The 25,921-nt window shown below is 68.7% G+C and carries 29 protein-coding genes, 1 tRNA gene and 1 pseudogene; 14 read left to right on the forward strand and 17 right to left on the reverse strand.

Going from position 1 to position 25,921, the window contains the following annotated elements:
- The first annotated feature begins 4 nt into the window (after positions 1-4).
- Positions 5-421, forward strand: a complete 417-nt coding sequence (locus ELY19_RS08535; protein WP_126195811.1) for a DoxX family membrane protein — start codon at positions 5-7, stop codon at positions 419-421.
- Positions 422-489: 68 nt separating this feature from the next.
- On the opposite strand, the gene ELY19_RS08540 is transcribed toward ELY19_RS08535, so the two are convergent.
- The 5 genes from ELY19_RS08540 to ELY19_RS08560 form a co-directional block, all read right to left on the reverse strand.
- Positions 490-2,124, reverse strand: a complete 1,635-nt coding sequence (locus tag ELY19_RS08540) for an acyl-CoA synthetase (RefSeq protein ID WP_126195812.1) — start codon at positions 2,122-2,124, stop codon at positions 490-492.
- A gap of 70 nt (positions 2,125-2,194) precedes the next feature.
- Complete coding sequence (glfT1, locus tag ELY19_RS08545; protein WP_126195813.1) at positions 2,195-3,142, reverse strand: galactofuranosyltransferase GlfT1; 948 nt, start codon at positions 3,140-3,142, stop codon at positions 2,195-2,197.
- Positions 3,135-3,929: a galactan export ABC transporter ATP-binding subunit Wzt/RfbE gene (wzt, locus tag ELY19_RS08550; RefSeq protein ID WP_126195814.1), complete on the reverse strand. Its 795-nt coding sequence runs from the start codon at positions 3,927-3,929 to the stop codon at positions 3,135-3,137. The genes glfT1 and wzt overlap by 8 nt, the downstream gene beginning before the upstream one ends.
- 1 nt (position 3,930) lies before the next feature.
- Positions 3,931-4,788: a galactan export ABC transporter permease subunit Wzm/RfbD gene (wzm, locus tag ELY19_RS08555; protein ID WP_126195815.1), complete on the reverse strand. Its 858-nt coding sequence runs from the start codon at positions 4,786-4,788 to the stop codon at positions 3,931-3,933.
- A gap of 102 nt (positions 4,789-4,890) precedes the next feature.
- Entirely contained in the window at positions 4,891-5,400 is a 510-nt protein-coding gene (locus ELY19_RS08560) for a bacterial proteasome activator family protein (RefSeq protein ID WP_126195816.1), read from the reverse strand.
- A gap of 172 nt (positions 5,401-5,572) precedes the next feature.
- Between ELY19_RS08560 and ELY19_RS08565 the strand changes: the two genes are divergently transcribed.
- Positions 5,573-6,727, forward strand: coding sequence for a cysteine desulfurase-like protein (locus ELY19_RS08565; RefSeq protein WP_232015623.1), 1,155 nt, complete (start codon positions 5,573-5,575; stop codon positions 6,725-6,727).
- Between the two features lie 3 nt (positions 6,728-6,730).
- Complete coding sequence (locus ELY19_RS08570; RefSeq protein ID WP_126195818.1) at positions 6,731-7,372, forward strand: LysE family translocator; 642 nt, start codon at positions 6,731-6,733, stop codon at positions 7,370-7,372.
- A gap of 5 nt (positions 7,373-7,377) precedes the next feature.
- Here the strand turns inward: ELY19_RS08570 and ELY19_RS08575 are convergent, their stop codons facing one another.
- Positions 7,378-8,367, reverse strand: coding sequence for a hypothetical protein (locus ELY19_RS08575; protein WP_126195819.1), 990 nt, complete (start codon positions 8,365-8,367; stop codon positions 7,378-7,380).
- Positions 8,364-9,329: an NAD(P)H-quinone oxidoreductase gene (locus tag ELY19_RS08580; protein WP_126195820.1), complete on the reverse strand. Its 966-nt coding sequence runs from the start codon at positions 9,327-9,329 to the stop codon at positions 8,364-8,366. The genes ELY19_RS08575 and ELY19_RS08580 overlap by 4 nt, the downstream gene beginning before the upstream one ends.
- Before the next feature lie 258 nt (positions 9,330-9,587).
- Between ELY19_RS08580 and ELY19_RS08585 the strand changes: the two genes are divergently transcribed.
- The 10 genes from ELY19_RS08585 to mihF all read left to right on the forward strand — a co-directional run bounded on the left by ELY19_RS08585 (position 9,588) and on the right by mihF (position 15,418).
- On the forward strand, positions 9,588-10,763 hold the full coding sequence (locus ELY19_RS08585) for a thiolase family protein (RefSeq protein WP_126195821.1): 1,176 nt from the start codon (positions 9,588-9,590) through the stop codon (positions 10,761-10,763).
- Positions 10,764-10,803: 40 nt separating this feature from the next.
- Positions 10,804-10,888, forward strand: a tRNA-Ser gene (locus tag ELY19_RS08590).
- Between the two features lie 146 nt (positions 10,889-11,034).
- On the forward strand, positions 11,035-12,276 hold the full coding sequence (locus ELY19_RS08595) for a site-specific integrase (protein WP_126195822.1): 1,242 nt from the start codon (positions 11,035-11,037) through the stop codon (positions 12,274-12,276).
- Between the two features lie 73 nt (positions 12,277-12,349).
- The gene (locus ELY19_RS08600) at positions 12,350-12,670 is read left to right on the forward strand and encodes a helix-turn-helix domain-containing protein (protein ID WP_197716000.1); all 321 of its coding nucleotides are present in this window, start codon (positions 12,350-12,352) and stop codon (positions 12,668-12,670) included.
- A gap of 97 nt (positions 12,671-12,767) precedes the next feature.
- Positions 12,768-13,151 (forward strand): hypothetical protein, encoded by a 384-nt coding sequence (locus ELY19_RS08605; RefSeq protein WP_126195823.1) that lies wholly within the window; start codon positions 12,768-12,770, stop codon positions 13,149-13,151.
- A 101-nt stretch (positions 13,152-13,252) separates the two neighbouring features.
- The gene (locus tag ELY19_RS08610; protein WP_126195824.1) at positions 13,253-13,771 is read left to right on the forward strand and encodes a hypothetical protein; all 519 of its coding nucleotides are present in this window, start codon (positions 13,253-13,255) and stop codon (positions 13,769-13,771) included.
- The gene (locus ELY19_RS23440; protein WP_164711556.1) at positions 13,771-14,019 is read left to right on the forward strand and encodes a hypothetical protein; all 249 of its coding nucleotides are present in this window, start codon (positions 13,771-13,773) and stop codon (positions 14,017-14,019) included. The genes ELY19_RS08610 and ELY19_RS23440 overlap by 1 nt, the downstream gene beginning before the upstream one ends.
- The gene (locus tag ELY19_RS08615; RefSeq protein WP_164711557.1) at positions 14,016-14,543 is read left to right on the forward strand and encodes a DUF2637 domain-containing protein; all 528 of its coding nucleotides are present in this window, start codon (positions 14,016-14,018) and stop codon (positions 14,541-14,543) included. Before ELY19_RS23440 ends, ELY19_RS08615 begins: the two co-directional genes overlap by 4 nt.
- A 212-nt stretch (positions 14,544-14,755) precedes the next feature.
- Positions 14,756-15,016, forward strand: coding sequence for a hypothetical protein (locus ELY19_RS08620; protein ID WP_126195826.1), 261 nt, complete (start codon positions 14,756-14,758; stop codon positions 15,014-15,016).
- 90 nt (positions 15,017-15,106) lie between these two features.
- Positions 15,107-15,418 carry an integration host factor, actinobacterial type gene (gene mihF / locus ELY19_RS08625; RefSeq protein ID WP_126195827.1) on the forward strand — a complete coding sequence of 104 codons (312 nt, stop codon included), beginning with the start codon at positions 15,107-15,109 and terminating at the stop codon, positions 15,416-15,418.
- Between the two features lie 93 nt (positions 15,419-15,511).
- Here the strand turns inward: mihF and ELY19_RS23445 are convergent, their stop codons facing one another.
- From ELY19_RS23445 to ELY19_RS08650, 6 genes are all read right to left on the reverse strand, one after another.
- Complete coding sequence (locus ELY19_RS23445) at positions 15,512-16,099, reverse strand: hypothetical protein (protein ID WP_164711558.1); 588 nt, start codon at positions 16,097-16,099, stop codon at positions 15,512-15,514.
- A gap of 221 nt (positions 16,100-16,320) precedes the next feature.
- The gene (locus ELY19_RS08630) at positions 16,321-16,647 is read right to left on the reverse strand and encodes a hypothetical protein (protein WP_126195828.1); all 327 of its coding nucleotides are present in this window, start codon (positions 16,645-16,647) and stop codon (positions 16,321-16,323) included.
- Positions 16,648-16,690: 43 nt separating this feature from the next.
- Positions 16,691-17,143, reverse strand: coding sequence for a hypothetical protein (locus tag ELY19_RS08635; RefSeq protein WP_126195829.1), 453 nt, complete (start codon positions 17,141-17,143; stop codon positions 16,691-16,693).
- A gap of 37 nt (positions 17,144-17,180) precedes the next feature.
- Positions 17,181-17,660 carry a DUF4926 domain-containing protein gene (locus ELY19_RS08640; RefSeq protein ID WP_227966676.1) on the reverse strand — a complete coding sequence of 160 codons (480 nt, stop codon included), beginning with the start codon at positions 17,658-17,660 and terminating at the stop codon, positions 17,181-17,183.
- Between the two features lie 135 nt (positions 17,661-17,795).
- Positions 17,796-18,737: a hypothetical protein gene (locus tag ELY19_RS08645; protein WP_126195830.1), complete on the reverse strand. Its 942-nt coding sequence runs from the start codon at positions 18,735-18,737 to the stop codon at positions 17,796-17,798.
- Between the two features lie 123 nt (positions 18,738-18,860).
- Positions 18,861-19,448: a recombinase family protein gene (locus ELY19_RS08650; protein ID WP_126195831.1), complete on the reverse strand. Its 588-nt coding sequence runs from the start codon at positions 19,446-19,448 to the stop codon at positions 18,861-18,863.
- 254 nt (positions 19,449-19,702) lie between these two features.
- Here ELY19_RS08650 and ELY19_RS08655 point away from each other — a divergent pair.
- Positions 19,703-20,288 (forward strand): annotated as a pseudogene (locus ELY19_RS08655) (recombinase family protein).
- 112 nt (positions 20,289-20,400) lie between these two features.
- Here ELY19_RS08655 and ELY19_RS08660 read toward each other — a convergent pair.
- From ELY19_RS08660 to ELY19_RS08675, 4 genes are all read right to left on the reverse strand, one after another.
- The gene (locus ELY19_RS08660; protein WP_126195832.1) at positions 20,401-21,180 is read right to left on the reverse strand and encodes a hypothetical protein; all 780 of its coding nucleotides are present in this window, start codon (positions 21,178-21,180) and stop codon (positions 20,401-20,403) included.
- Positions 21,181-21,228: 48 nt separating this feature from the next.
- Positions 21,229-23,763, reverse strand: a complete 2,535-nt coding sequence (locus ELY19_RS08665; protein WP_126195833.1) for a hypothetical protein — start codon at positions 23,761-23,763, stop codon at positions 21,229-21,231.
- 386 nt (positions 23,764-24,149) lie between these two features.
- Positions 24,150-25,118: an nSTAND1 domain-containing NTPase gene (locus ELY19_RS08670; protein WP_126195834.1), complete on the reverse strand. Its 969-nt coding sequence runs from the start codon at positions 25,116-25,118 to the stop codon at positions 24,150-24,152.
- Entirely contained in the window at positions 25,115-25,474 is a 360-nt protein-coding gene (locus tag ELY19_RS08675; protein WP_126195835.1) for a hypothetical protein, read from the reverse strand. The genes ELY19_RS08670 and ELY19_RS08675 overlap by 4 nt, the downstream gene beginning before the upstream one ends.
- Positions 25,475-25,921: the final 447 nt, after the last annotated feature.

Here is a 25,921-nt window from a genome sequence, read left to right on the forward strand (position 1 = left end):
CACCATGGACGTCGTTTTCCTGATCGGCCGCATCCTGCTCGCGGTCCTGTTCGTCATGTCGGCCGTCGGACACTTCACCGCCGCCGACGGGATGGCGCAGTACGCCGCCGCCAAGAAGGTGCCCGCCGCCAAGCTGGCCGTGGTCGGCAGCGGTGTCGTCGCGCTGCTCGGCGGCCTGTCGCTGATCCTGGGCGTGTGGATCGACCTGGGCGCGCTGCTGCTCGTGCTGTTCCTGCTGCCCGTCACGCTGATGATGCACGACTTCTGGAAGGCCGTGGATCCCGAGGCCAAGCAGACCGAGATGATCTCGTTCAACAAGAACCTCGCCCTCATCGGCGGCGCGCTGATCCTGTTCTACTTCGTCAACGTCACCCAGTCGGTGCCGCTGGGCCTCACCGGCCCGCTGTTCCCGGCCTGGTGACCGCTTCCTGAACACGCGTTCGGCCCCGGGCCCGCTTCCTGCGGATCCGGGGCCGAACACGTCGTACGTCAGTCCTTCGGGAGCTCCCGGCGGACGATCTTGCCCGTGGGGTTGCGGGGCAGCGTGTCGAGGAAGACCACGTCGCGCGGGACCTTGAACCGGGCCAGGTTGCCGCGCACGAACTCCTTGAGCTCCTTGACGAGAGCCTCCTCGTCGGAGGGGGCGCCGCCATCGATCACGACGAAGGCCCGCAGGCGCTGGCCGAACTCGGGATCCGGCACGCCGATCACCGCGGCCTCCACCACGTCGTCGCGGGTGACCAGCAGGTTCTCCACCTCGAGCGGGTAGACGTTCTCGCCGCCCGAGACGATCATGTCGTCGTCACGACCGTCGATGTGCAGCAGGCCGTGCTCGTCCCAGTGGCCCATGTCGCCCGACGAGAGGTGGCCGTCGATGATCTGCTTGGTGCGGCCGTCGCTGTAGCCCTCGAAGGGCGCGCCGGCGCGCACGAAGACGCGGCCCCGCTTGCCCACGCCCTCGACCAGCCGATCGTTCTCGTCGTACAGGCGGACCGTCGTGAGCACCGGCGGCTTCCCGACCGTGCCGGGCGCCGTGCGGAGGTCCTTCGGCTGCGCGACGGTGGCGACCGCGACCTCGGTCGAGCCGTACACGTTGTAGAGCACGTCGCCGAACACGTCCTGGAACTTCTCCGACAGCTCGGGGGAGACCGCGGAACCGGCCACGACCACGGACTTCAGGCAGCTGGTGTCGTACTTCGCGAGGGTCTCCGCAGGCAGGCTCAGCATGCGGGTGAGCATCGTGGGGACCGCGACCAGCATGTCGGCGCGGTTGTCCGCGATCAGCTTGAGGGTGTTCTCCGGATCGAACCGGCGCATCGTCACGGTGGTACAGCCGACGGACATGCCGGCCGACCACATGGCGAAGCCGGTGGAGTGGAAGATCGGCGAGGCGATGACCACGGTGCCGCGGCGCTGGAAGGGGATGCGATCGACGAGCATCGCGGTCGCGAGCGAGGGCACCTTGCTGCGGGTCGCGCCCTTCGGCAGCCCGGTGGTGCCCGACGTCAGGATGATGAAGCCGCCCTGCTTCTCCGGCGGCGGGACGCGCTTGGCGTCGCGCCCCAGGATGAGCTGGTCGATGGTCTTCGCGCCCTGGGGCACCTCGTCGGCATCGTCGACCCAGGTCAGGTACTGCGGCATGTCGTCGGGCAGCGCGTCGAGAAGCGAGGTGAACTCGCTGTCGTGGAACACGGCCTGCACCTTCTCGCGCTCGCAGACCTCGGCGAACTGGGGCTTGGCGAAGCCGGTGTTCATCATGGCCAGGCGCATGCCGGCGCGGGCGGCGGCGCTGATGATGAGCAGCAGGCCGCGGTGGTCGCGGGCGAGGACGGCGATGACGTCGCCGGACTTGAGGCCCGACGCGCGCAGGCCGCGGGCCAGGGCGTTCGACTGCGCCTCGTACTGCGCGTAGGTGAGGGTGCCGCGTTCGTCGACGATCGCGATGCGGTCCGGGTTCTCGGCGGCGCCCTTGATCACCAGCGCGGCCTGCGGGCCGTACTGCCGGTTGTAGCCGAGCGCGCGCAGCGCCACGTCGGGGCGTGTCGGGTCCACGACCCGGCGCTGGAGCATGCGCAGCAGGGCGTGGCCCTGCGGAAGAAGATCGGAGACCAGGCTCGTTCCCATGACGACGATGATAGAGGCACGCCGGGCGCTCTGTTGAGCCCCCTTCAATAAGCGTGGTCGTCGCAGTGGTTCAGGGTCGGGTGAACCGCTCGTCGCGGCCCAGCTTCCGCAGTCGCAGCCACTCGCGGAAACCCGCCACGTCGCGCCGCTGCACCAGGAAGAACCAACCGAACCTCGCCCACTCCTGGGGGATCAGCTTCCGCATCCCGGGCTGGGACTGCAGGTAGCCGCGGTTGCGGTAGGTGAAGAAGCGCTTGGTCTCGTTGTCCGGGTACTGGGTGTGCATGCGCCCGCCGAGGATGGGCCGGAACTCGTCGGCGCCGTTCGGGTGCAGGTACGCGGTGGTCAGGCAGGTGCCGAAGGGCAGTCCGGAGCGGACCAGGCGGCGGTGCACCTCCACCTCGTCACCGCGGATGAACAGCCGCAGGTCCGGCACGCCGACGGCCGCGACCGTGTCCTTGCGGAAGAGTGCGCCGTTGAAGAGGGAGGCGATGCCGAGGAGCACGTCGTCCGACGGTGCCGCGGGATCGACGAGCTCCGACCGCTTGCGCCGCCAGACCAGGCCGCGGCGCAGCGGGAAGGCGAGCGTCTCGGGATCGTCGATGGTCGCGACCACGGGCGAGACCTCGGCGAGGCCGTGCCGCTCCGCGCAGCCCAGCAGTGTGCCGAGGACCTGAGGGCCCTCGGGCCGGCCGTCGTCGTCGGCGAGCCAGATCCAGTCGGCGCCCAGCGCGAGGGCGTGCAGCATGCCGAGGGCGAAGCCGCCGGCGCCGCCCAGGTTGAACCGCGAGGGCAGGTAGGTCGTGGCGACGGGCTGTGATTCGACCAGCAGGCGCACCTCGTCCTGGGCCGCGTTGTCGACCACGATCAGGTGGTCGACGGGGCGCTCCTGCGAGCTGAGCACGTCGAGGGACTTCGCGAGCAGGCCCGCCCGGTCGTGGGTGACGACGACGGCGATGACGGTGCCGGCACCGTCGGGCGCACGATCGGGCACCGTCGGCCCGGTCCCGTCAGTCATCCTCGGCCTCGAGCATGTCGAGGACCTTGCGGACCTGGGCGCCGGCGTCGGGACCCTCGTAGGCGGTCACGACCTCCTCGATTCCGCCCTCCTGGCGGATCTCGCCGTGGTCGATCCACATGGCACGGTCACAGAGCTGCGCGAGGAACTCGTTCGAGTGCGAGGCGAACACGAGGATGCCGGAGCGTTCGACCAGGGCCGCCAGGCGCTTGCGGGCCTTCCTCATGAACTCGGCGTCGACCGCGCCGATGCCCTCGTCGAGGAGGAGGATCTCGGGATCGATCGAGGTGACCACGCCGAGTGCGATCCGCACGCGCATGCCCGTGGAGTAGGTGCGCAGCGGCATGGACAGGTAGTCGCCGAGCTCGGTGAACTCGGCGATGTCGTCGAGCTTGCGCTGCATCGACTTCCGCGTCTGTCCCAGGAAGAGGCCGCGGATGATGATGTTCTCCAGTCCCGAGATCTCGGGATCCATGCCCACGCCGAGGTCGAAGACGGGCGCGACCCGGCCCTTCACCAGCGCCGAGCCGCGCGTGGGCTCGTAGATCCCGGCGAGCAGCCGCAGCAGCGTGGACTTGCCGGCACCGTTGTGGCCGACGAGGCCCACGCGGTCGCCCTCGTTGAGGCTCATGGTGATGTTGCGCAGCGCCTCGACGACGACCACGTTGTCGTCGGCCATCACCTTGCCGCCGGCGGAACCCATCACGGCGCGCTTGATCGAGCGCGATTTGGCGTCGAACACGGGGAAGTCGACGCAGGCGTCCTGCGTCCGAATGGAAACGCTCATCTCACACCCAATACGCGACTCGGGAACGGTACTGCTTCATCAGCACCAGCGTCAGCCCCAGGCCGACGATCGTGCAGCCGATCACCACGTACCAGTGCTGGGGATCGAAGGGCTTGCCGGTGAGCGGGCCGCGCACCATCTCCAGGTAGTGGTAGAGCGGGTTCAGCTTGACCAGCTGGGCGCGCTCGCTGTTGCCGCCGGGAACCGTGTCGAGGGTCCACACCACCGGCGTGATGTAGAAGAGCAGCTGCGTCAACGCGGTGAGCAGCGGTGCGATGTCGCGGAACCGGGTGGCGAGGATGCCGAAGAACATCGATACCCAGACGCCGGTGACGGCCAGCATGCCGAACGCCGGGATCAGGCTCAGCTGTGTCCACGACCACTGTTGCGGCGGGAAGATCGCCAGCACCACCACGACGATGATCATGTTGTGGGCGAGGAACAGCATGTGCCGCCACACCAGGCGGTAGACGTGCACCGACAGCGGCGCCGGCAACTGTTTGATCAAGCCCTCGTTGGCGATGAAGACCTCGGCACCGTCGATGATCGAGCTCTGGATGAAGGCCCACAGCACGAAGCCGACGGTGAGCTGCGGCAGGAGCGTCTTCACATCGGCCCCGAGCAGCGTCGACCACAGCAGGGCGAGCGCGCTGGCGGTCACGCCGGTGGCGATCGTGATCCAGAACGGGCCGATCACCGACCGGCGATAGCGCTGCTTGATGTCCTGCCAGCCGAGCTCGAGCCAGAGCTCGCGGTGCACGGTGGCGCCGTCGACCAGGTCGCGGACCGCGCGCGAGAAGGTGCGCGAGTCCGAGACGAGGGGCGCCGGTTGGGCGGCGTTGGGGCTATCGACGGGCACGGTAGGCCAGGGTACCCGCACCGACGGTGCGCCCGGCGCACGTCGAGCGGGTGCGCTCCGGGCGCCCCACGGCGGTGCGCGCGAAGCCGGCCGCCGGCACCGTCACAGGTACTGCCCGTGACCGGTCTGCGATTCCGGTCCCGGCGACATCGACGGCGGGAGGGCGCCCTGCCGCATCTGTTCGAGCTGGGCTCGGGCCGCCATCTGCTGCGCGAACAGCGCCGTCTGAATGCCGTGGAAGAGGCCCTCCAGCCAGCCGACCAGCTGGGCCTGCGCGATCCGCAGCTCCGCGTCGGACGGCGTCGAATCGTCGGTGAACGGCAACGCGAGGCGCTCCAGCTCGGCCTGCAGATCGGGCGAGAGGCCGTCCTCGAGTTCCTTGATCGACGTCCGATGGATCTCCTTGAGCCGGGCGCGGCTCGCCTCATCGAGCGGCGCGGCCCGCACCTCCTCCAGGAGCTGCTTGATCATCGTGCCGATTCGCATCACCTTCGCGGGCTGTTCGACCATGCCGTGCAACTCCTCCGCGGCGTTGTCGGGTTCGTCCGCCCCGTCGGCGGCGCCGGTACCGGACCCTGCGGGAATGATCTCCACCTCGTTGCGATCGCTCATACCACCATTCTGGCAGTCCCCCGCGGGCGGGCCACGGCGTCGTCAGCCCGGCGGTGTAATCTGCGTCCCAGTGAACACGTTCTCCGAAGGCCAGGATGCACCCGGCCGGGCATCGACTGCGGTTGCGGTATCCGCATTCGACGTCGCCCGCGTCCGGGGGCTCTACCCTGCCCTGGGGGACGGGTGGATCCACTTCGATCCGCAGGCCGGGGCGCAGATCCCCGGTGCGGTGTCCTCAGCGGTGGCGAACGCCTTCCGCGGGTTCGTGAGCAACCCCTACGGCGTTTACGCTGCAGCTGCACATACGCGGTCGATCGTGCAGGCCGCGCGGGTCGCCGTCGCGGACCTGGTGAACGGCAAGCCCGAGGGGGTCGTGCTCGGGCCGAGCCGCGAACAGCTGATCAACTCCCTCGCGGAGTCGCTGAGTGCGCGCCTGGGGCTCGGCTCGGAGATCGTGCTGTGCCGTCTGGACGACGACGCGAACCAGTCGCCGTGGTTGCGGGTCGCCGACCGCGGCGGGGGACGGGTCCGGTGGGTCGAGGCCGATATCGAGACCGGCGAGGTCCCGGCGTGGCAGTTCGAGGAGCTGGCCGGGCCGAGCACGTCCGTGATCGCCGTGCCGTACGCCTCGTCGACCATCGGCACCGTCATCGATGTCGCCGCGGCCGCGCAGGCGGCGCACCGCGTGGGCGCCCTGCTGGTGGTGGATGCCACGAGCGCCGCACCGTACGAGCTGCTCGACATCGAGCGGCTCGGCGCGGATGTGCTGCTGGTCAGCGCCAACCGCTGGGGCGGCCCGCAGGTGGCCGCGATGGCTTTCCGGGATCCGTCGATCTTCGGCCGGCTCCGGGCCGTGAATCCCGACCGCAGTCTGACGGGGCCGGAGCGTTTCGAGCTCGGCGAGCACCAGTACGCCATGCTCGCGGGGTTCATCGCCTCGATCGATCACCTCGCGGGACTCGACGAGTCGTCGGTCGGCACGCGCCGGGACCGGCTGGAGCAGTCGATGTTCGGGCTGCGCCAGTACCAGCAGCGGCTCCTGTTCTACTTGCTCAACTCTCTGGCCTCCGCGCCGCAGGTGGCGATCATCGGTCGTGCCGAACGGCGGGTGCCCACCGTCTCCTTCACGATGCCGGGTGTGCCGGCGGCCAAGGCCGCCAAACGCCTTGCCGACAACGGCGTGTGCGCCCTGTCGAACGTGCCGAGCCGCTACTTCGCCGGCCTGGGCGTCCCCGAGTACGGGGGCGCGGTCACCGTCGGCCTGGCTCCCTATTCGACCCCGTACGACGTGGATCAGTTGGTCCGCGCCCTCGCCTCCCTGGGCTAGCCGGTGGACCCCGCGGCGCTGGCGGCCGCGTTCGGCGCGGGCATCCTCGCGGGCCTCGGTGCGGTTCTCCCGCTGGGCGCCGTCGGCGTGATGCTGTTGCACGAGGGCGCCGCCCGCGGGTGGCGGCGCGCCGTCCCCGCTGCCGCGGGCGTCGGCACCGCGGACCTGATCTTCGCCGTGCTGGCCCTGGCTGCCGGCTCGGTCCTGGCGCCGCTGGTCGCGCAGTGGGGGCGGTGGCCGGCCGCCGTCGGCGGCGTCCTCCTGCTCGTGGTCGCCGCGCTCATGGTGCGCACGGCGTTCCGGCCCGTCGCGGAGGAGTCCGACGGTGCGCGGCACGCCGGTTCCGGCGCGGGGTGGGCACGGTTCGCGATGTTCTTCGGGCTGACCGCCGTGAATCCGTTCCCGCTGGTGTATTTCGGCGCCATCGCCGTCGGACTGGGGGAGGGGCTGCACCGGCCGCCGGTGGCGACGGCGTTCGCGATCGGCGTCGGATTCGCCTCGCTCGGGTGGAATCTCGTGCTCATCGGCCTGGGTGCGGTGCTGCGGGCGCGGTCGACGGCGCGGATGCGGCGGATCGTGACCGCGGTGGGCGGCGTCATCGTCGCGGTGTGCGCCGTCGTGATCCTGGTGACCGCCTTCGCCTGATCCGGTCAGCCGCCGATCGCGGTGCGGTACTCCTCGGACTCGAAGAACGGGGTGAGGCGGCGCCGCAGCAGGTCCTCGATGACGCCGCGTTCGTCCAGCGTCGCGATGACGGGCGGACCGAAGCGCAGCGCCTCCTCGATCATGTCCTCGCGGCCAACGCCCAGCTCGGCGAGCAGTTCGTACAGCGACGTGTCGCCGTACTTGTCGAAGACGTGGTCGATGCCCTCGTCGAGGAGCGCGCGGAAGTAGTCGGTGTCGCGGAAGGTGCGCCAGAACTCGAAGATCAGCACCACCACGTCCTCGACATCGCCGTCGGTGAGCACCCCGCGGTACTCGGCGACGGCGCTCTCGCGGTGCTGGCGCCAGAAGTCGCGGACGGCATCGGCGAGGGTCTCGTCGCCCTCGGCGGCGACCCGGCGCAGGGCGAACCGCACACCGTGACGGGCGGCGGCATCGGCGCGCTGACCGAGCGCCGGGAGCGCCGGGCGGAGGGCGCGGGCCGCGGCTCCGGCGACGGTGCGGGTCACCGCGTTCCGGGCGAGCGCACGGCTCGCGTCGTCCGCCGCGGACGACGCCGCGGCGTGCAGGACCGAGGCCACTGCGTCCTCGGTGACAGGACTCTCCGAAAGGGCCTGCAGCACCCGGCCGGTGAGGTCCATCTCCGTCACGGTGGTCAGCAGGTTCTCGAAGCTGCGGCTGTCGATCACCTCGTCGAGGCGGGTGGTGTCGTTGACGGTGTGCCGGTACAGGCGGCCGGCGATCTCCCCGACGAGCTCGGGAATCGCGCCCTCGACCGGGACCTGCACGGCGTACTTCGCGGCGACGGCCTTGATCATGTCGGGCGTGACGGCCTCGGCCAGGGTCAGCTCGGAGGCGACGGCGAGCGCGTGGTCCACCTCGTCGATGACCAACGAGTGGTAGGCGGTATCGCGGAGTTGCTTGCGCGCGAAGGCGATCTGTGCCTCGAGAAGGCGGGTGGCGAGGTCGTCGATCATGGGGTCAGGAGCACCTTTCCGACGGACTCGGGGGAGTTCAGGAGGTCGTGGGCGGCGGCCGCGTCGGTGAGGGGGAGCCGCGCGGAGACGACGGGGCGCACGGCGCCGTCGGTGAGGAGGGGCCAGACCTGTGCGCGGACCGCGGCCACTACCTCGGCCTTGCTGTGCGGCCCGGTCGCGGGGCGACCCCGGAGGTTCGTGGCGCTGACCCGGCCCCGCTTCGCCAGCAGCGCACCGATGTTCAGCATTCCTTCGACGCCGCCCTGCATGCCGATGATCACGAGCCGGCCGTGCGGGGCGAGGGCATCGATGTTGCGGGGCAGGTACTTCGCGCCCATGATGTCGAGGATCACGTCGGCCCGGTCCCGCAGGATCTCTGCGAAATCCTCGTCGTGGTAGTCGATCACGATGTCGGCGCCCAGCTCGCGGCAGCGCTGCGCCTTGTACTCCGATCCGACGGTGACGGCCACCGTCGCGCCGAGGGCCTTGCCGAGCTGGATCGCGTGAGTGCCGATGCCGCTGCCGCCGCCGTGGATCAGGAGCGTCTCGCCGGCGCGCAGGCCGGCCTCGGTGACGACGTTGGAGTGAACGGTGCAGGCGACCTCGGGGAGCGCCGCCGCATCGACGAGCGAGACGGCGGCGGGGACCGGCAGGCACTGGGTGGCGGGCGCGATCGCGTACTCGGCGTAGCCGCCGCCGGCTAGGAGCGCGCACACCTCGTCGCCCACGGCGATGCCTTCGACCTCCGGTCCGACGGCGTCGACGGTGCCGGAGACTTCGAGGCCGAGGATCGGGCTGGCCCCGGGCGGCGGCGGGTAGAGGCCGCGGCGCTGCATGAGGTCGGCGCGGTTGACCGCGGTCGCGGCGACCGCGATCCGTACCTCCCCGGGCCCGGGATCGGGAATCGGGAGGTCGATGAGCCGCAGGTCCTGCGTGGTTTCGTCGACGCCGATCGCCCTCATGGTTCATGGGTAGCACACCGGGCGCGGCCGTCGCGCGGGCTGTGGTGTCGGTCCCGGCTTCGCGAGAATGCGGCAGCGAGGAGCTCCTTGTGCTAGAAGTGAGTGAATATTCTGTTACTTGATCTGTTGGCGTGTTCGGGAGGAGGCCCTGATGGAGCGGGGTGATCCGGTGCTCGACGGCGAGACCGTTCGCCTCGAGCGCGCCTTCCGCACGGCCCCGCGCTAGTCCGTACGACCTGACACCGAAAGAGGACCGCTATGACCGACGCCGTCATCGTCGACATCGTCCGCACCCCGTCCGGCAAGGGCAAGCCCGGAGGCGCCCTGCACCCCGTCCACCCCGTCGACCTGTTCGCGGGCGTCATCTCCGCCCTCGTCGAGCGGAACGACCTCGATCCCGCCCTCGTCGAGGACGTGATCGGCGGGTGTGTCCAGCAGGTGGGGGATCAGGCGCTCAACATCGCGCGGGTCGCCGCGCTCACCGCCGGGCTCCCGATCGAGGTGCCCGGCACCACGATCGATCGGCAGTGCGGATCGTCGCAGCAGGCAGCGCATTTCGCGGCGCAGGGCGTGATCGCCGGCGCGTACGACGTGGTGATCGCCGGCGGCGTCGAGTCCATGAGCCGCGTGCCCATGGGCACCAGCCCCACCGGGGGCGCGCCCTTCGCGCCGCTCGCCGCCCGCTTCCCGAGCCTGCCGCACCAGGGCATCGGCGCCGAGTTGCTCGCCGCGCGAGGCAAGTTCGACCGCGAGGCACTCGACGCGTTCGCCGCCGAATCGCACCGCCGGGCCGCGGCGACGCAGGCCGCCGGCGGCTTCGACCGGGAGATCGTGCCCGTCGCGCTGCCCGACGGTGGAGTGCACGCCGTCGACGAGACCGTGCGCGGCTCGACCACCGCGGAGGGGCTGGGCGGTCTCAAGCCCGCCTTCGCCGATCCTCGGTTCGCGGAGCGGTACCCCGAGATCGACTGGTCGATCACGCCGGGCAACTCGTCGCCGCTCACCGACGGTGCCTCCGCCGCGCTCATCATGAGCGCCGAGAAGGCTGAGGCCCTGGGCCTGGCCCCGCGGGCCCGGTTCCACGCCTTCTCCGTGGTCGGCTCCGACCCCGAGGTGATGCTCAGCGGCCCGATCCCCGCGACGCACAAGGTGCTCGCCCGCGCGGGCCTGCGCGCCGACGACATCGACGCCTTCGAGGTGAACGAGGCCTTCGCCTCGGTGCCGATGGCCTGGGCCGCCGAGTTCGACGTCGACCCCGCGCGCCTGAACCCGCGCGGCGGCGCCATCGCGCTGGGCCACCCGCTCGGCGCGTCGGGCACTCGACTGCTGGCGACGCTGGTCAACCACCTCGAGCAGACCGGCGGCCGCTACGGCCTGCAGACGATGTGCGAGGGCAACGGCATGGCGAACGGCACCGTCATCGAGCGTCTCTGAGCGGTGAGCCCCTGGTGAGTCCGGTATCGTACGGCGCTAGGGAAGCGTGGCAGAGCGGCCGAATGCACTCGCCTTGAAAGCGAGCGTCCTTAACCGGACCGGGGGTTCAAATCCCTCCGCTTCCGCAGGTCAGAGGCGGTTTCTAGGAGCATGACAGTGCTCCTGGGAACCGCCCGATGACCCAGATTGACCCATACGTCTGGGATTGACCCACGGCGTGTCGTGGCCATCGGCTGGCTCTACCTTCGATTTCGGAGTTAAGTGCCGCGCCATGGCCAGAAGACCTGACTACGTCCGCCGCGTTGAGACCGGCGATGGTGTCCGCTACGAGGTGCGTATCCACGCGCAGCGCGCGGACGGCTCCCGGTTCCAGAAGAAGCGTCGGTTCACGACCGTCGAAGACGCTGTGAAGTGGCACAGCTCGATCACCGCCGAGGTGTCCGCAGGCACGCACATCGCTCCCTCTGATCTCACTGTTCGCGTGGCGTGCGAGACGTGGCTGGCGGGCAAGAGGATCAAGCCCACGACGCGCGACGCGTACACCGCCGCACTGGCCCCCGTCATCGAGACGTACGGCGACCAGCTGGTGCAGAAGATCGTGAAGGCTGACGTTGAGGCGCTGGTCGCCGAGCTGTCTGCTGGAACAGGCCCGCGCGGCGCCTGGAAGCGCACCTCGATCAACCCCATGCTGGCGCGGTGGCGCAGCGTGTGGAAAGACCTGCACGCGCAGGGCATCTTGCCGCGCAACGTCGTGGCGCTCGTCGAACCGTTGCGGAAGCCGCACGGCCAGCTGGAGCTCCAGCTCGACGGCGTACTCACCGAGGCCGAGGTCGAGCAGCTCGTCGCCGCGCACGTACCCCGGCCCGAGCCGGAGGGAGCGACCCGTCTCGAGCGCGCGGAACTAACACATGCCGCGCACCGTGAACTGTTCCTGCACCTGGCGCTTCTCGGGCTCCGCCGCGCGGAGGTTTCTGGCTTGCGGTGGAGCGCGATCGACCTCGACGCCGACGCTCCCACGTTGACCGTTGCGGCCACACGGGTGCAGACGCGCGGGGGAGTGGTCGAGCAGGCCGATGCGAAGACCATGAGCTCGGCGCGGACGCTCACCCTGCCTCCGCATCTGCTCCCGATCCTCCGGCGGGTGCGGAAAGAGCAGCGGGAGATGCGCCTGGCGCTGGGGGAGCAGTGGCACGGTCCGGACGACGGGTACGTGGTCGCGCTCGATGACGGACGCCCCGCAGCTCCCGGCACCTTGAACTCCTGGTGGACACGTTCTCTGAAGCACGCTGGACTGCCGCATCGCCGGCTGCACGACGCTCGGCACACCGCCGCGACGCTGCTGCACCTGCGCGGGGCGCCAACCGCGACCGTGGCCGCCTGGCTCGGCCACGCCGACGGAGTCCTGGCCATGCGCACGTACGCGCACACCAGCAAGGACTCTCTCGCGGCGGCGGCGGCGCTCCTCAACATCGGGCCGAACAAGGACGGAGGAGACGCCGTAGAAGGTGGATAGCAAATCTAAGGAACACGGCGTGTCGTGATCGACGCCTTGGACGAAACCCTGAAGCCACGTAGAAAGTCCGCCCATGACGAACCAGCAGATGAACCCCGAGATCGCCCAGGCGATCGCCACACTCCTCGCCGCCGCTCAGGCACCGGCCCCGCAGCCCGACCAGACCCAGCGCAAGGCGCTGTACACCGTCCCGGAGGCCCAGGCGCTGCTCCGGATGAGCAAGGCCTGGGTGTACCGCGAAATCCAGCAGGGACGCCTGCCGGCCGTGCAGCTCGGCAGGCGCCGGATGATTCCCGCCGCTGCGATCGACGCGCTCCTCGCAGGCGCCCCGACGGGGACGGAGGCCGCAGACGCGGTCGTGATGCGGGACCGGTACCTCCGAGACGCTGCTTAGCCGACCCGCACGGTGCCGCATCCGCCCAGGCAGCGGGTGCTGCGCCGCGCGGCGCCGGACCAGCCGCGATCCCACCCCCGCAACGAAGGAGAACAACATGTCCGCTCCCACTGCCGACTACGCCGCACTGCTCGCCACCGGAACCTTCGACGACTTGCTGGACCGCGACGACGAGCGCGTCGCCGTCGAGTCGCTCACCGAGGCGACCGGGGACGCATTCGAGGCCGCCGCGCCTGCCATCACCGCCGCGCTTGCGGAACGCCGGGCCTCCCTCGCCGCTCGGGGCGAGGCGATCGGCTACCTCGGCGTGATCGTGCACCTGCCAGATGGCGGTACCCACGTGCACCCCGGCCAGCGCGTCACGACTGTCGGACCCGACGGACTGCAGCTCGCGGGCGAGGGACAGGGCGACGGTCTGCCGACGACCTACTTCCCCGGCGACTGGACCAGCGTCGAAATCTTCAACCCGACACGCGCCTGACCCGACCCGCACAGTCCGGCACAGCCCCGCGCTGTGCCAGGCCGCGGGGGCCGGAGCTGCCCGAACCCTGAACCTGAACAGCCAACGAAACGGAGACCACCGTGTACTTCACCGTCGACGCCGCTGCCGCCGCAGTCCACGCCGGCGACGTGCACAGCTGGGCCGATGCCAGCTGCCGCCTCGGCCGTAACGATCTGCCGGACCTGCTCCTCCGGATCGCCGGTGACGTGCGCAGGTGGGGCGAGTTCCCCGCTGCTCTCGCCGACGCCTGGTGTGGGCCGGATAGCCCCACCGACGCCCTCCCTGCTGAGGTCTGGATCGACTGGCTGCAGCAGACCGGGTACCTCCTCAACGGCGCATCGGCACCGCGTCCGACGCAGGCGGTGACCGTCTACCGGGGCGGCAGGGATGCACGCCGCATGAGCTGGACGCCCCACCGCGCGACCGCTGAGCTCTTCGCCTCCGGTCTCGGCGGGCGCTTCCCCGCCGGGAAGCTGTGGACCGCGACTGCACCGGCGCAGTCACAGCTCATGACGTTCGACGGTTCCGCGTACCGGGTCGGCGAGGTCGAGCTCGTCGTCGACCCCGCACTGCTCGCCGACGTGCGGGAGGTGCGTTGATGCGCAACGACCGCCGCGCGTTCATGGCGCTCCTCTGCGGATGCACGGCCGTAAGCCTCGCCGGGAACGTCGCATTCGCCGTGGAGATGGCCGACAGTGCGCCGGTAACTATCGCCATCGCGGCGATCGCACCGCTGCTCCTGCCAGTCGGCGTCCACTTCATCCCCAAGGCCGCGCACGTTCGCCACGGAGCCCGCGCGGCCGTCACCGTCGCGGTGCTTGTCGCCGCAATCGCCGCTTCGTCATGAGCTTCGCCAGCCTGGCCGGGCTCGCGCAACGGCACGGCCACGCTGGCTGGATCGGCTACCTGCTGCCGGTCGCGGTCGACGTTCTCGCGGCCGCCGCTGCGTACGCATTGGTCGTCGAACCAGCCACCTCTGCCACCGAGTCCGACCATGTGGCCACCGCGCCGGCCGCAGCGGCCGAACCCGTGCCCACCCCCGGCCAGGCCGACAGCTTCGGCGACGCGACCGTCGACTTCGAACTGCCTCTGACCTGGCCGGACACCGCTTCGGCCACCGCGGCCACCACCCCGGCCGAGCCGGTCGAGGACCCGGCCGCCGCGTTCATGGCGCAGGCCCAGCAGCTGGTCCGCGATGGCGTAGTCCGCGCGGATCCGGCCAATGTGGCCACCGCCCTGGCCGCCCTGGCCAGCGGTGCGAGCCAACGCGCGGCCGCCAGTGAGTCCGGCATCCACCGCACCGGTATCTCGAAGCTCGTAGCGGCGGCCACCGAATCAAGTGATGCAGCCGAGACCGTCTCGGCCGCGTAGAGAAGAAGGAGCAGTGCCATGGCAAAAGTCAGCCGCGAACGCGGCGCCGCAGTCGCAGACGCAGCGCGCGAAATGTTCCTGGCGGAGAACCCGGGCGCGCCGAAGGAGATGGGCATGGCGGTGTGGGGCGAGGCCGCACAACGGGTCGGAGCGGAACTGCGAGCGCCGGTCTACCCCGGGAGGATTACGCGGCGAGGATCTGGCGGACGCCCGTGCCGCCGACGCCGTGCCTGGTCTCCACCTCCCGCGCTTTCCCCGGAGCAGGGGCAGCTCGCAGAGGGCGAAACGAACTGCCGCTGTGGCTGCGGGCTCACGGCCTGCAGCTGCAGCCGGAACTACACGGCGTCGTGCTGCGCTGGGCCCGGCTGACCAGCGGCGACTGGCTCGCGGAGGTCCAGCTCGCGATCCCGACCGGCCACGGCGCCGTGCCGATCACCACGTGGGTGTCGCAGCAGGCGGTGCGGGCGGTGTGACGGTCGATCGCGCCGTCCTCGCTGCATGTCAGCCCCGCCCGCTACGGTCGCGCCCGACAGCAACACCCCACTCACCAGGAGGAACACCCAATGGCTCTCCCCACCCTCACACCCGAGCAGCGCGCCAACGCCCTCGCGAAGGCCGCCGAGGTCCGCGCCGCCCGGGCTGCGATCAAGGCCGACCTGAAGGCCGGCAAGACGACCCTGGCCGCCGTGCTCGGCCGCGCTGACGAGCCGGCCGTCGGCAAGCTCAAGGTCTCCGCACTGCTCGAGGCCCTGCCGAAGGTCGGCAAGGTCCGCGCCGCCGAGATCATGGAGGAGCTGGAGATCGCCGAGAACCGGCGGGTCAGCGGCCTCGGTGACCGGCAGCGGGCGGGACTGCTGGAGCGCTTCGCGGCGTAGGACGCGGGAACAGCAACGGAGCCCGTCACCTCGAGGAAGGTGACGGGCTCCGTCAGCGCTCATACGGTGAGTATCCAACGCGGTCGAGTGCGCTCAAGGGTTGCGGAGACATGCCGCGAGCGGCTGTCCGCCTCGCAGGTGCATGATGCCGTTGTCGGTGGCGGCGGCGGGAAGTGGGGCTGCGCAGACTTTGCCGGTCTTGAGGACCCCGAGTCGGCGGCCCGGGAACTGGTTCGAATACCGGTCGAGACTAGCGATCCCAGCTGACGTGAGCTTGACGTCAACCGTGTTCGCGCCGTCGTGGACAGTGACAGCCGCGATGTCAGTGCCAGGGACAGTGGTGCCGGCGACCAAATACGGTGTGCTGCTGGCGTCGCAGAGGATCCGCAGCGTACCTTCCGGTGAACTCCAGCTTTGCGAGGCCTGGCTAGCGCACCCGCCTGACTTCTTGGCAGTATCCAGGGCTGTCAGCGCCTCGGCGGGAACCTGTGAGAGCGCTTGGCTGCCTGCGAAAGTCGGGTCGATGATCGCGACCAGATCCGTGAATCCTGGTGTCGGAGTTCCCGACGCCACAGAATCCGGGCCACCTGCGGTGGCGCACGCCGCCAGCACACCAGCGGCGAGGAGTAGACCGCCAGTGCGATGGGTAGCGCGACGCAACGCCTGAAGTGTCCGTCTCATCAGCATTCTCCTTTGAGATAGTCAGCGGTTCCGGCGCCCGACCGTTCAAGGTGTACAGCCGGGTCACGAACACCACGTACGTCATGACGAACGCCGGCTCCGTCTGCACGTGGCAACGGCGCGGTCGTCTACCTGCGCTGACGGACAGCTGCAGCAGCCAGTCAGGATAGAAACGGAGCCGCGTCGCCGTGAGGGTGACGGGCTCCGTTCCGGCTGACGGTCTACGCGATCCGACAGCTCTTCGTGAAGTCGGTCAGGAACTTCGCAACCGCGTCGTTCGCCCCACGTTCCTGGAAGTGCGCGTTCCAGTCCGTGCTGCCGCCCAGGATCTGCTGTGCCATCTCCGCGTTGCAGGAATCGCGAGCATCTATCGCGAGTGACGCCGCCTGGACAGAGGTCAGGCTGGGCTGCAGCTGTTGAATCTTCTCCGTGGTCGGGGTCGGCAACGGCTCCGCATTCACGGGGCTCGCCGCGACGGCACCAACGAGCAGGGACATCCCGGCGGCGATCGCAAACTTTTTCACGGTGGCAGACGCTACCTGGTTCACGCTGTCGCTGCTCGCCTACCGCCTACTTCGGGTACGCCCCTCGTCACGGTGTGGGCCGCCGCTCAATGTCGCTGACCCCGTCGCGCGTGAACACCGCCGTGACTAACTGCCCGTGCCCCTCCGCGGTCGGCTTGGTCATCGAGTTCAACCGCCAGCCCGCAGCCTCCAGCTCCCTCATCCGAGGCAGCAACTCCGACATGTGCGGAGCCGCGAGCTCGACCCGCGCGTCCTCAACCTCCGCAGCCAGGTCATGTGACTCGTCAGGACACCACGCCATCGCGTGTGCCCACAACCCGTCCGGCGCAACGTCGTACACTAGTCCGCCGCCGAGGTCCCAGGCCAAGCAGCCGTCGATGACCGTCGCGTTCGCGAACACCACCGGGTCATCGAGCGAAACGAAATCGTGGACGCCGAAGGCGCCCGGCTGAAACACGTGCACGGCGCTGGTCCCGTCGCGGTGCGTGACGCGGACGCGGTGCGGGCCGGTGACCTGCACGGATACCACGTCGCAGTCGCTCAGGTCAGCCGGGTACTCAGTCATCGCGGCGCTCTTCCCGGGCCAGCAGCACGGCCTGCACCGGTTCGCCCACCAACGTGGGCGGCCCGCCTTCCATCGAGATCCAGCCGCGCGGGTCCTCGGCGGCGAGCCGCGCCGCCTCGTCAGGGTGCTCGAACCGGCCGTAGTAATACGGTCTGCCTGCGAGTTCCTGCACCGGAAAGGCGTCGCTGATCGAGGCGATCGGCGAGGGTCCACCCTCGTAGCCCTGCACCAGGACGAGGGTCTGCGGGTCCAACTCCTGCAGGGCCCGGATCAACTCGGCTGCGGTGCGGGGCGGGCGCCGACGCAGGTCCTTCGCCTCGACGGTGAGGACTGCCAGGGTCGCCTCGCCCTCCATGAACTCGACCTCGAACACGCCGCCCTCCGGGTAGACGTGCACGATGGCGCCGAGCGTCCCCGCCGCGATGCCACCAACCTCACGGGTCAGCTCAACGACCTCAAGCTCGTCGAACATGCGGTTCTCCTCTGCTCAACGCGCGTCGCCCGCGGCCGGGGCGGCTGCGGGCGGGCGTTGGCATTGAGGGAGGTGGGGCATGAGGTCACGGTAGCTGGGAGGTGACGTGGGGCGAGGGGTTACTAGGCGAACTTTTCAGAAAGCATCCGACAGAAGTCGGCCCCACGCTGGATCCTCGCGTAGCGCGCGGATGTCCTCCTGAGCTTCGCGGAGCTGAACGTCGACGTCCGACGCTGCATCGCGCAGAATACGCATGGCACTCTCGATCGACTCACGTGTGTCACTGGTCCCCTGCCAGGCCTCCAGGTCAGGTCCGCCGCGAGCGAACAAGTCCAAGGTCCGAAGGGTGCGTGACTCAAAATGGTCTGGGTCTGAGGGAACCGGATAGAGGATCTCGCAGCTGAGCGTGCTCTTGACGCCGCGAAGTTTCACAGACAGCTCGAATACAGTGCGCTCAAGTTTCCGCCCCGCATCGATGTCCGGCGCGTCTTCACCACCAAACCGAGGGAGAGGGCCACGCATGTTGTCAAGCTCCCACCCCAAGCGGCGCGAACAGCCCTGCAACGCGTCCGTGAACTGCCGGATACCCCGCAGGGCCGTGTCCTGCTCGAACGGAGGGTCACCCTTAAGTCGATTTCGATACTGCTGCACTGCACGACGATGACGTTCGTCCTCGGCTGCGTCGTCAACTGGATCAAGTGCAGGGTGCAGTTCGGTGTCCGCCTGAAAAGCGTCGATCACATCTCGAAGCCCCCTCATCAGAGGCGACATTCGCAATTCGGTGACCTCCGCATTGATGTTCACGATTGCCGTTGCGAGGCGCGTGCGCAGATCCGCCTCCGCCGCCCGTTCCAGCGCAGATCGAGTGACTGTGTCTATGACGACGGCCGCGACAGGCACACCGACCAAGAAGCCGAGGGCAGCGGTACCTACGTTCATGCGGAACGGCGGATCCAGCCAGCTGGGCGGACTCAGCCAGCCCCAGACCACGCCGCAGCCGCCGAGGATCATCATCAGGACCAGACTCACCTGTCCTCGATGGGTGTAAGAACGGAACGTGCGCCAGAACCGCAACATGGGTTGCAGGGTATCTGCTCCGGGCGCAACTAATACGAAGTAACGCGTACGAAGCGGAGGTAGACACGGCCGTCTTCCTCCGCAGTGAGACTGCCGCTCACGCCCTCGCCCACCTCAGCCGCGTCACGCAGCATCGCCGACAGACGCGGTCCGTACGATCCGGTACGCCGTCGCACGGCTGATCCCGAACGCCTCTGCCGCAGCCGCGACCGGCTCGCCAGCCTGAACCAGGCGCACGAGCTGCGCGGCCTTCGCATCTGGCAGCGCCTTCGGCCGGCCGTTGCTGAGACCGCGAGCAGCTCGTGCTTCACGTGCAGCGGCCCGTCGCTCCTTGCCGTAGGCGAGCTCGATCCCGCCGACGGCGATGAGGAGGTTCATCATCGCCTCGCCGACTGCGGTTGACGAGTCGAGACCTTCTCGCCGCGCGCGGACGACGATCTCGCGCTCGCGGAGGTCGCGGATCGTGCTCGACATCTCCGGCACGTCGCGGCCCAGTCGGTCGACCGCCGCGACGACGATGGTGTCCCCAGGGCGGGCGTGCTCGAGGAGCGCCGCGAGTTCCGGTCGCGCGGAGCCAGGCGATGCGGACGCCTTCTCGGCGCGGATCCGCTCGGCCGGCACCCCAGCGGCGAGGAGAGCATCGCGCTGCGCGTCGAGCGACTGGTGTTCGGTACTGACACGTGCGTATCCGAGAACGTAAGAATTTGTCATGCCCGCGGTGTATCACAAGTCGTTGACAACCGACTTCCGCGACACGATTTGTGAGACGGCTTCTGAGAACGACCGACCTGGCGGTTCGCGAACCCGAGAACCTCAGCGCGAGGCGGCGTCTCAACTAAAGTTTCGCGACACGTCCTTGGCGACTCCACCCCCGTCGAGAACCCGCAGGAACGCCAGTCTCAGAAGCTGTCTCAGAAGATGCGTCGCAGAATTTGGTTGTCTGCGGCTTCTGATACACCTTCCGCATGAGTGAGCCCTACGTCCTCGGATATGCGCGAGTTTCCACGGAACATCAGTCCCTCGACGCGCAGCGCGACGCTCTCCTCGTCGCAGGGGTGCCGGCGGACCGGATCCGCGCCGAGAAGGCCTCCGCGTCGCCCGGCTCCCCGCCCGGAACTCGCGACGCTCCTTGAGCACGCGCGCCCCGGTGACGTGATCGTGGTCGCCGCTGCGGATCGCCTCGGCCGCGATGTGCCTGAAATGAGCAACACCATCCGTGAGCTCCGGGAAAGGGGGATCACCGTCCGCGCCCTCCGCGAAGGCCTCGACTCCTCCACACCCGTCGGCGAGGCGATGCTGAACCTGCTCATCGCCGTCGGCGGCATCGAACTCGCCTACGGCAAGGAACGCAGAGCCGCGAGCCGCGCCGCTCGTAAGGCGCGCGGCCAGAGCATCGGCCGCCCCAAGGTCTTGACCGAGGCGAAGGCCGCTCAGCTGGTGCGCCTGGTTCAGGCCGGAGAGCCGGTGGCGATGGCGGCCGAGGCGTTTGGGATCAGCCGCGCCTCGGCGTACCGGATCGTGCGGGGAGCCTCGCGCGTGGCGTCGACCTGAAACGCGTCCGTTTACGTCCACCCGCCGAACTTGTTGAGCGCGGGACCCAACTACGTGCCAGCGGTGACGAACCAAGCAACTGCGCGGCGAGGCGGCCACGCCGTCATACTGGCTACGCCCGCAGTGCAGCCAACGCACTGCGCATCTCTTCGAGGGTTGGATTTCCACAAGCTTGGTGGACTGACTCGGCCATCTCAAACGTGAAGTCTTCAGGCGCTTCCCCTAATTGCAGGAAGCCGTATTCAGAGCTTTCGATGGGCGTCCAGTGGATGCCATGAATCAACCGCTCCGGGAACTTCAAGTCGGCCCTCCGCACAGTGTTTAACCATCCAACGGTGGATACAGGGGACAGCGTTTTCAGGCGAGGACGAGGAGGCGGGACCTTGCCGCGAATAAGAGACTCGACCTCTATGTCAGAGACCAGCTGACTTCGCTCCCTGGCGTGCTGTATTTCCCTTTGCTCGATACTTACGGCAAAGGATTCCGTAACAGCCCACGCCTTCCGTGCGATCGAATACCATTGGGTGACCGCCGCGGTGATCCCGTTCGGGTCGGCGATGGCAGAAAGATCGTTCACGGTCGCCTTCCCGTCGCTGTATACGAGGCCGCATTGATAGTCGCCGTGGCATTCCAGGTGAACTATGCCCCTATCGCGATGGGCTCGGAAGTGGTCGAGCAACACCTTTCCCGCGGCCTCGGGAGAGTTAGGCAGCTCCGCGGTTTGGTATCCAGTTTCGGAACCTACGCCTACGAACCACTGAGAACCTGTTGTCACAGCGGACAGAAACGTCGCCAGCTCAACAGCTCGTCGCTCAGGTGTATCAGGCCCATCCTTGACATCGAAACCGATAGTCGGGGATTCCCAATGAATTCTCCATCGCTGGTAGCTCACGAGGCGACTCCCTTTTCTCTTCCTAAGGTAGCAAGAACTGTCACGCCGTCACCCGATTCCCTTCAAAGCGTTCCAAACGTCTGCCGTGATCACTGTAATCCTACCTGCCGCTTCAGGCACTTGCTCTATCACCGCTTTGAGGGCCGCTGCCGTCGCGGGCGAATTGGCAACCCAGTAGATCGGAAACTCCTGAGGGTTCGGAAGCGCATTTACCGCCGCGACCTGACGTTGCACCTCAGAGATTAGCGAATCATATATTCCCTTGATGAACGGCGGAGTACTCGGAGAGTAGACGTCAACGAGAGTGCCGTCAGGCTTTAGCAGTGCGCCGTAGCCGCTGCTGCCATACTTGGCGTCGACGAGCGCCTTCACGAGCCCCTTGATGATTTCGAAGCCGTCGAATTTGACGCCGTTGACTACGTAGGACCACGCGCCGTCGACGCCGGTCACAGCCTCCTGGAAAGGTCGGTTCTGCTTGACGTTTGCACCGCCGGACTCGTTGGTCCACTCCCATCTTCCGGGGCCGCCTCCGGTGCCGGGCTTGGGAGGCGGCTTCGTGGGAGCGGGGGGTTGCTTCTTCGGCTTAGGTGCCTGACCGCCGCCATTGCTGGCGCTGGGTGTGGAGCCTGTGCCGGGCTGTGGTGTGGTGCTGGGGCGTGGTTGTTGGGGGATGACGGGTAGGCCGGTGTCGGGGTCGATGCGGCCGGGTGCGGGGATTTTGCCGGGGTCGGAGGGTGTGGTGGGTTTGGGTGTGATGGGTTGGCGGGGTTGTCCGGGTAGTGATGTGCCTGGGTCGCCGGCCGTAGGGAGTTCGGTTCCGGGGTTTTGTCCTGGTGCGGGCGGGATGATCGGGGGCGTTTGGCGTGGGGGTTTGCCGTCGCCGTTTCCGCCTCCGTCGCCGGGGGCCGTCGGAGTGGTGGGTGCGGTTGTGCTGGGGTTTCCGGTTGCGGGTGGAGCCATCCCGCGTTGGGGTCCGCGAATGAGTCCAGCTATCCCTTCGAGGTACCCCTTGATGTCGAGGTACCCCTTGATGAGGAGGAGACCGATGTAGCCGGGGATCATACTGAGGATATTCTCGAGCCAGTCGAGGAAGGGCCTTATGAGCCGGTCGAAGATCTCCTGCAGAAGTCGGGCGAGGGCCTGGGCCAACGGCCAGAGGAATGAGAAGATGCCGGGGACACCGCCTGGTTCTGGGCGGGTGTCACCGTCAGGCCCGCCGAAGTTGATCGGTACGGTATCGGTGTTTGCCCCGCCAGGGGCCGGTGCGCTGCCGCCAGAGTCGCCGTCGCCGGTACCTTGTCCTGGCGACGTTCCGGGGGTGCTGCCTTGTCCGACGCTCGAGGTTCCGGGGCTGGTCGAGGAAGAAGACCCGTTACCTGGTCCGCTACCGCTTCCCTGCGAGGGGGGCTGCTGCGGCTGGTGGGCTGGTGGCGTGTCCGCGATGTTCGGGGCGTGAAGTTCTGGGGTGGGTGGGGTGGGGTTGATCTGCTCGGAGCTGTAGAACTCGGTGGCGGCCCTAGTCGCGGCGGTGGTGGTGTCGGAGATAGATTCGGACGATAGGCGCGAAGCAGTCGGGCCCGGAGTTATACGCCGTCGGGTTCTTCCGCCTGCGGCGATACCCGTAGCTTCGCCGACGAGGTACGCCCAGGACGGCGGGCCATCCTTGGTCTCGATGTCATTGCTTGCACCGCCGTTGTCGGTGGCATCCGAACGGGGCGCGCCGGGGGCGACGCCATTGGCTCCGGGGGCGCCGGGCATGGGGCATTCGGTTTGCGTCTTGGTGACGGTGACCGTGGTGGGTGAAGGCTGCCCCGGCTGGGTCTGCCCGGGCTGCTGCTGTCCGGTTTGCTGGGGGCCGCCGGGTACGGTGGTCTGCACGGCCGGGTTCTGGTTCTGTTGGCCTTGCCCGTTGCCCTGCGCCGGCTGTCCCTGCTGCTGCCCGCCTTGGCCTGGTTGTTCGTTGCTGGGGATGTTCGGGGCCTGCTGTCCAGGGGTGCCGAACTGCGGAGTCTGGGCCTGGATGCCGGGGCCGTTGTCTCCGCCCTGCGACGGCGAGGTGGCGATGCCCTGCTGATCCTGGCCGCCCTGCTGACCCGGCTGCTGCCCGGGAGCGGTGGCTTGCCCTGTCGGAGGGGCGAAGGTCAGGTCCGGTCCGGTCGGCCCACACGTAGCGGGACCTCCGCCGGGGCACGGCGCCGCCGCAGCAACACCGGTGCCGGCGGTGGTGGCGGCGAAGCCCATCGTCCCGACGGCGACGACGATCGCGGCAACAGCGGCCGCTGCACGCAGCTGATGCGGTGCGGGCGCGGCGGTGATGCCAGCGGCGCGGAGCTTGTCGAGGCCGGCGAAGAGGATCTTGCCGACGATGACCATGACGAGCCAGAAAGTCAGGAACACCACCGGCACCGGCGTGAACCCTGGTGCCTCGATGGAGAACAACACCCCACCGATGAGGCCGGCGAGACCGATGACGGTGAGGAACGCGCCCTGCAGACGCTGCTGCAGCAGCGTCTGGGCCGGTGCCCTCGAACTCGAAGCTGTTCCGGATGTGCCACCGCTGTCGTCCGGCCGCGACGGCGTCACGGAGCGTGCGTGGCGTGGGCTACCGGGTGGCAGCGGCGCGGGCTGGGGTTGCCGCGGGCTGGGGGTGGGCATCAGAACACTCCAAAGTGCAGGGAAGTGGATCGGAGATTCGGCGAAGTGCCGGGTGATGGATGCCAAGGTTCCACACGATCCGGCTTTGTCAAGCTTCGAATCTGACTAAACACGTGTTTCCGCTGGCCAGGGTTGGTTTGTTTAGTGGGGTGACTGAACACGGCACCGCGGTTCGGGGCGTGTTTAGTGGGCCACTAAACATCGCAGATCGCCCACAAATCGCCCATCCTCGCGCGGCGATGCGGCGGTCGCTGGGGCGGCGACCTCGGAAGTGGGGCTGATGGCTCTGTCTCGGCGGGAGTTCATCGCTGACCTCATGCGGTGACGGCGCCGAGGGCGAGGATCATGATGATGAGCGCGATGAAGACGGCGGCGATCATCTGGTGCACCCGCAGCGTGTGTAGGGACGCGGCTTGGGAGGCGGTCCAGAACTCGGTGACGGGGCCGGGTGGGATGTGTGCTGTGGTCGCCGCTCCGAACCGGAACGCCGCTCCTTGCGCCGCGGGATCACCAGGGTCCGGGGCGGGTGCGAGGGAGATGAGAGCGTCGCCGGTCAGGGTCAGGCGCACGTAGTCGTAGAGCCAGGCGCGAGGACGGCTCGCGGTGGCCCAGCGGTGGGCGTCCTGCTCGAGCGCGCTGCGTGCGATCAGCACGGGGCGGGCCTGGTGCACCCAGCTCGATAGGCGCGGCCAGGCTTCGATCAGGCGCAGGTCAGTCAGTCGCACGAGGTCTTGGTTCTCGTTGCTCGGGTCAGGTGCCATAGTCAGGACGCCGACTTCGACTAGGTCGGCCACTATGCGCCCCGCTGCTGCGGGCACCTCTGGAGTGCGGAGGGTGAGGTTGCCGGTCGAGGAGACCGCGACGCAGCTCAGGAGGAGGAGTCGAGCGCCTTCGAGGCGCGCCGGGGCTGAGGTGCTGGTGTCGACTGCCCAAGCCTCTGCGGCGGTCGCGATCTGGGTGAGGACGGGCAGTGCGGGGTCGCGGCCGGTGGCGGTGGTGAACAGGTGCTGCCATTGCTGCACCGTCACCACGTCGTCCCGCACTGCGTCTGGGTTGGTGGCGGTGCGGGTGGTCAGCCACACCAGCATCGGTTCGATGGTCTCGAACTCGGCGGGCAAGTGTCGTCCGGTGCGCCAGTTCGACACGGTCGCCGCGCTGACCCCGACCGCGTCCGCAACGGTTCGCACCGTCGGGGAACCGGCGAGCGTGAACAGCCGGCGCAGCGCGGAAGCGAAGACCGCGGCGTCATCACCGGCCTGTTCGGGGTGCGCAGAGGAGGTCATGAGCGGGCGCCGGTGCGGGCGGCATTCCACACCGCGCTCGCGCCGCCGACGACGAGGTTGCTGGCGAGCATCATCACCAGCACGAAGACCACGAACACCAGCGGCATCGTGAACCGCTCACCCCAGGCGTTCAGGTGGGACACGGCGAACCCGCAGCCGATCAACATCACCAACCCCACCACCAGCCCAACGGCCTTCCGGGCGAGGGCACGCAGCTCCTCGTCGGCCGACGCGCCATCCGGCTCCCCGTCACCAGCAGCCGTTGAGGCCGGTACCGGCAAGGAAGCCGGCGCAGCCGCTTCAGGTGCGGCCGCCGGTCGCTGCACAGGGAGTTGTCGGGTCTCGTCCGCGGACATGGGCCAACCTTTCGGTACGCTTACGACATCACGGCACATCCGGGTGGATTGTCGCCATCCGCCCGAAGCTGACCGTAGCGGATAGTCATCGCCCAGTCGTATCAGGGATTCGATATCGCTCACACGCGCACTGAGCCTGAAGTCCAGGCGAATCGGCTTCTCCGCACCGATGCGCCCGGACCAAATGCACTGGCAGGCAGTGCTCGCCCTAAGAGGTGCCGTCACGCTCCGCGCGGCTGCTGCGGGCGAGGCCCGCGGCGCGGCCGTCGTATCGATGTCCGGGAGTGAGCTGCGTTCGCACAACCGTTATCGATCTGTTATCGACCCGGATTGCAGATCGTGTGTCCATTGTGGTGCTATTGGGGCTGCTGTTACAGATGTGACATTGCTGATTGACTTCACCTGGGGGAACCTGACCATGCACCCTGCAGATCACGCACACTCGTC

This window comes from Tsukamurella paurometabola (genome assembly GCF_900631615.1).
In the GTDB taxonomy this organism is placed as follows: Bacteria; Actinomycetota; Actinomycetes; order Mycobacteriales; family Mycobacteriaceae; genus Tsukamurella; species Tsukamurella paurometabola_A.

What these genes read in the sequence shown, in the direction of transcription:
- ELY19_RS23445 (WP_164711558.1), bottom strand. Translation starts at nt 16,099, where the DNA reads ATGAGACGGACACTTCAGGCGTTGCGTCGCGCTACCCATCGCACTGGC.
- ELY19_RS08560 (WP_126195816.1), bottom strand. Translation starts at nt 5,400, where the DNA reads ATGAGCGATCGCAACGAGGTGGAGATCATTCCCGCAGGGTCCGGTACC.
- ELY19_RS08645 (WP_126195830.1), bottom strand. Translation starts at nt 18,737, where the DNA reads ATGTTGCGGTTCTGGCGCACGTTCCGTTCTTACACCCATCGAGGACAG.
- ELY19_RS08675 (WP_126195835.1), bottom strand. Translation starts at nt 25,474, where the DNA reads ATGTCCGCGGACGAGACCCGACAACTCCCTGTGCAGCGACCGGCGGCC.
- ELY19_RS08605 (WP_126195823.1), top strand. Translation starts at nt 12,768, where the DNA reads ATGTCCGCTCCCACTGCCGACTACGCCGCACTGCTCGCCACCGGAACC.
- ELY19_RS08595 (WP_126195822.1), top strand. Translation starts at nt 11,035, where the DNA reads ATGGCCAGAAGACCTGACTACGTCCGCCGCGTTGAGACCGGCGATGGT.
- ELY19_RS08535 (WP_126195811.1), top strand. Translation starts at nt 5, where the DNA reads ATGGACGTCGTTTTCCTGATCGGCCGCATCCTGCTCGCGGTCCTGTTC.
- ELY19_RS08575 (WP_126195819.1), bottom strand. Translation starts at nt 8,367, where the DNA reads ATGATCGACGACCTCGCCACCCGCCTTCTCGAGGCACAGATCGCCTTC.
- ELY19_RS08580 (WP_126195820.1), bottom strand. Translation starts at nt 9,329, where the DNA reads ATGAGGGCGATCGGCGTCGACGAAACCACGCAGGACCTGCGGCTCATC.
- wzt (WP_126195814.1), bottom strand. Translation starts at nt 3,929, where the DNA reads ATGAGCGTTTCCATTCGGACGCAGGACGCCTGCGTCGACTTCCCCGTG.
- ELY19_RS23440 (WP_164711556.1), top strand. Translation starts at nt 13,771, where the DNA reads ATGCGCAACGACCGCCGCGCGTTCATGGCGCTCCTCTGCGGATGCACG.
- ELY19_RS08670 (WP_126195834.1), bottom strand. Translation starts at nt 25,118, where the DNA reads ATGACCTCCTCTGCGCACCCCGAACAGGCCGGTGATGACGCCGCGGTC.
- ELY19_RS08600 (WP_197716000.1), top strand. Translation starts at nt 12,350, where the DNA reads ATGACGAACCAGCAGATGAACCCCGAGATCGCCCAGGCGATCGCCACA.
- glfT1 (WP_126195813.1), bottom strand. Translation starts at nt 3,142, where the DNA reads ATGACTGACGGGACCGGGCCGACGGTGCCCGATCGTGCGCCCGACGGT.
- mihF (WP_126195827.1), top strand. Translation starts at nt 15,107, where the DNA reads ATGGCTCTCCCCACCCTCACACCCGAGCAGCGCGCCAACGCCCTCGCG.
- ELY19_RS08640 (WP_227966676.1), bottom strand. Translation starts at nt 17,660, where the DNA reads ATGTTCGACGAGCTTGAGGTCGTTGAGCTGACCCGTGAGGTTGGTGGC.
- ELY19_RS08540 (WP_126195812.1), bottom strand. Translation starts at nt 2,124, where the DNA reads ATGGGAACGAGCCTGGTCTCCGATCTTCTTCCGCAGGGCCACGCCCTG.
- ELY19_RS08585 (WP_126195821.1), top strand. Translation starts at nt 9,588, where the DNA reads ATGACCGACGCCGTCATCGTCGACATCGTCCGCACCCCGTCCGGCAAG.
- ELY19_RS08615 (WP_164711557.1), top strand. Translation starts at nt 14,016, where the DNA reads ATGAGCTTCGCCAGCCTGGCCGGGCTCGCGCAACGGCACGGCCACGCT.
- ELY19_RS08650 (WP_126195831.1), bottom strand. Translation starts at nt 19,448, where the DNA reads ATGACAAATTCTTACGTTCTCGGATACGCACGTGTCAGTACCGAACAC.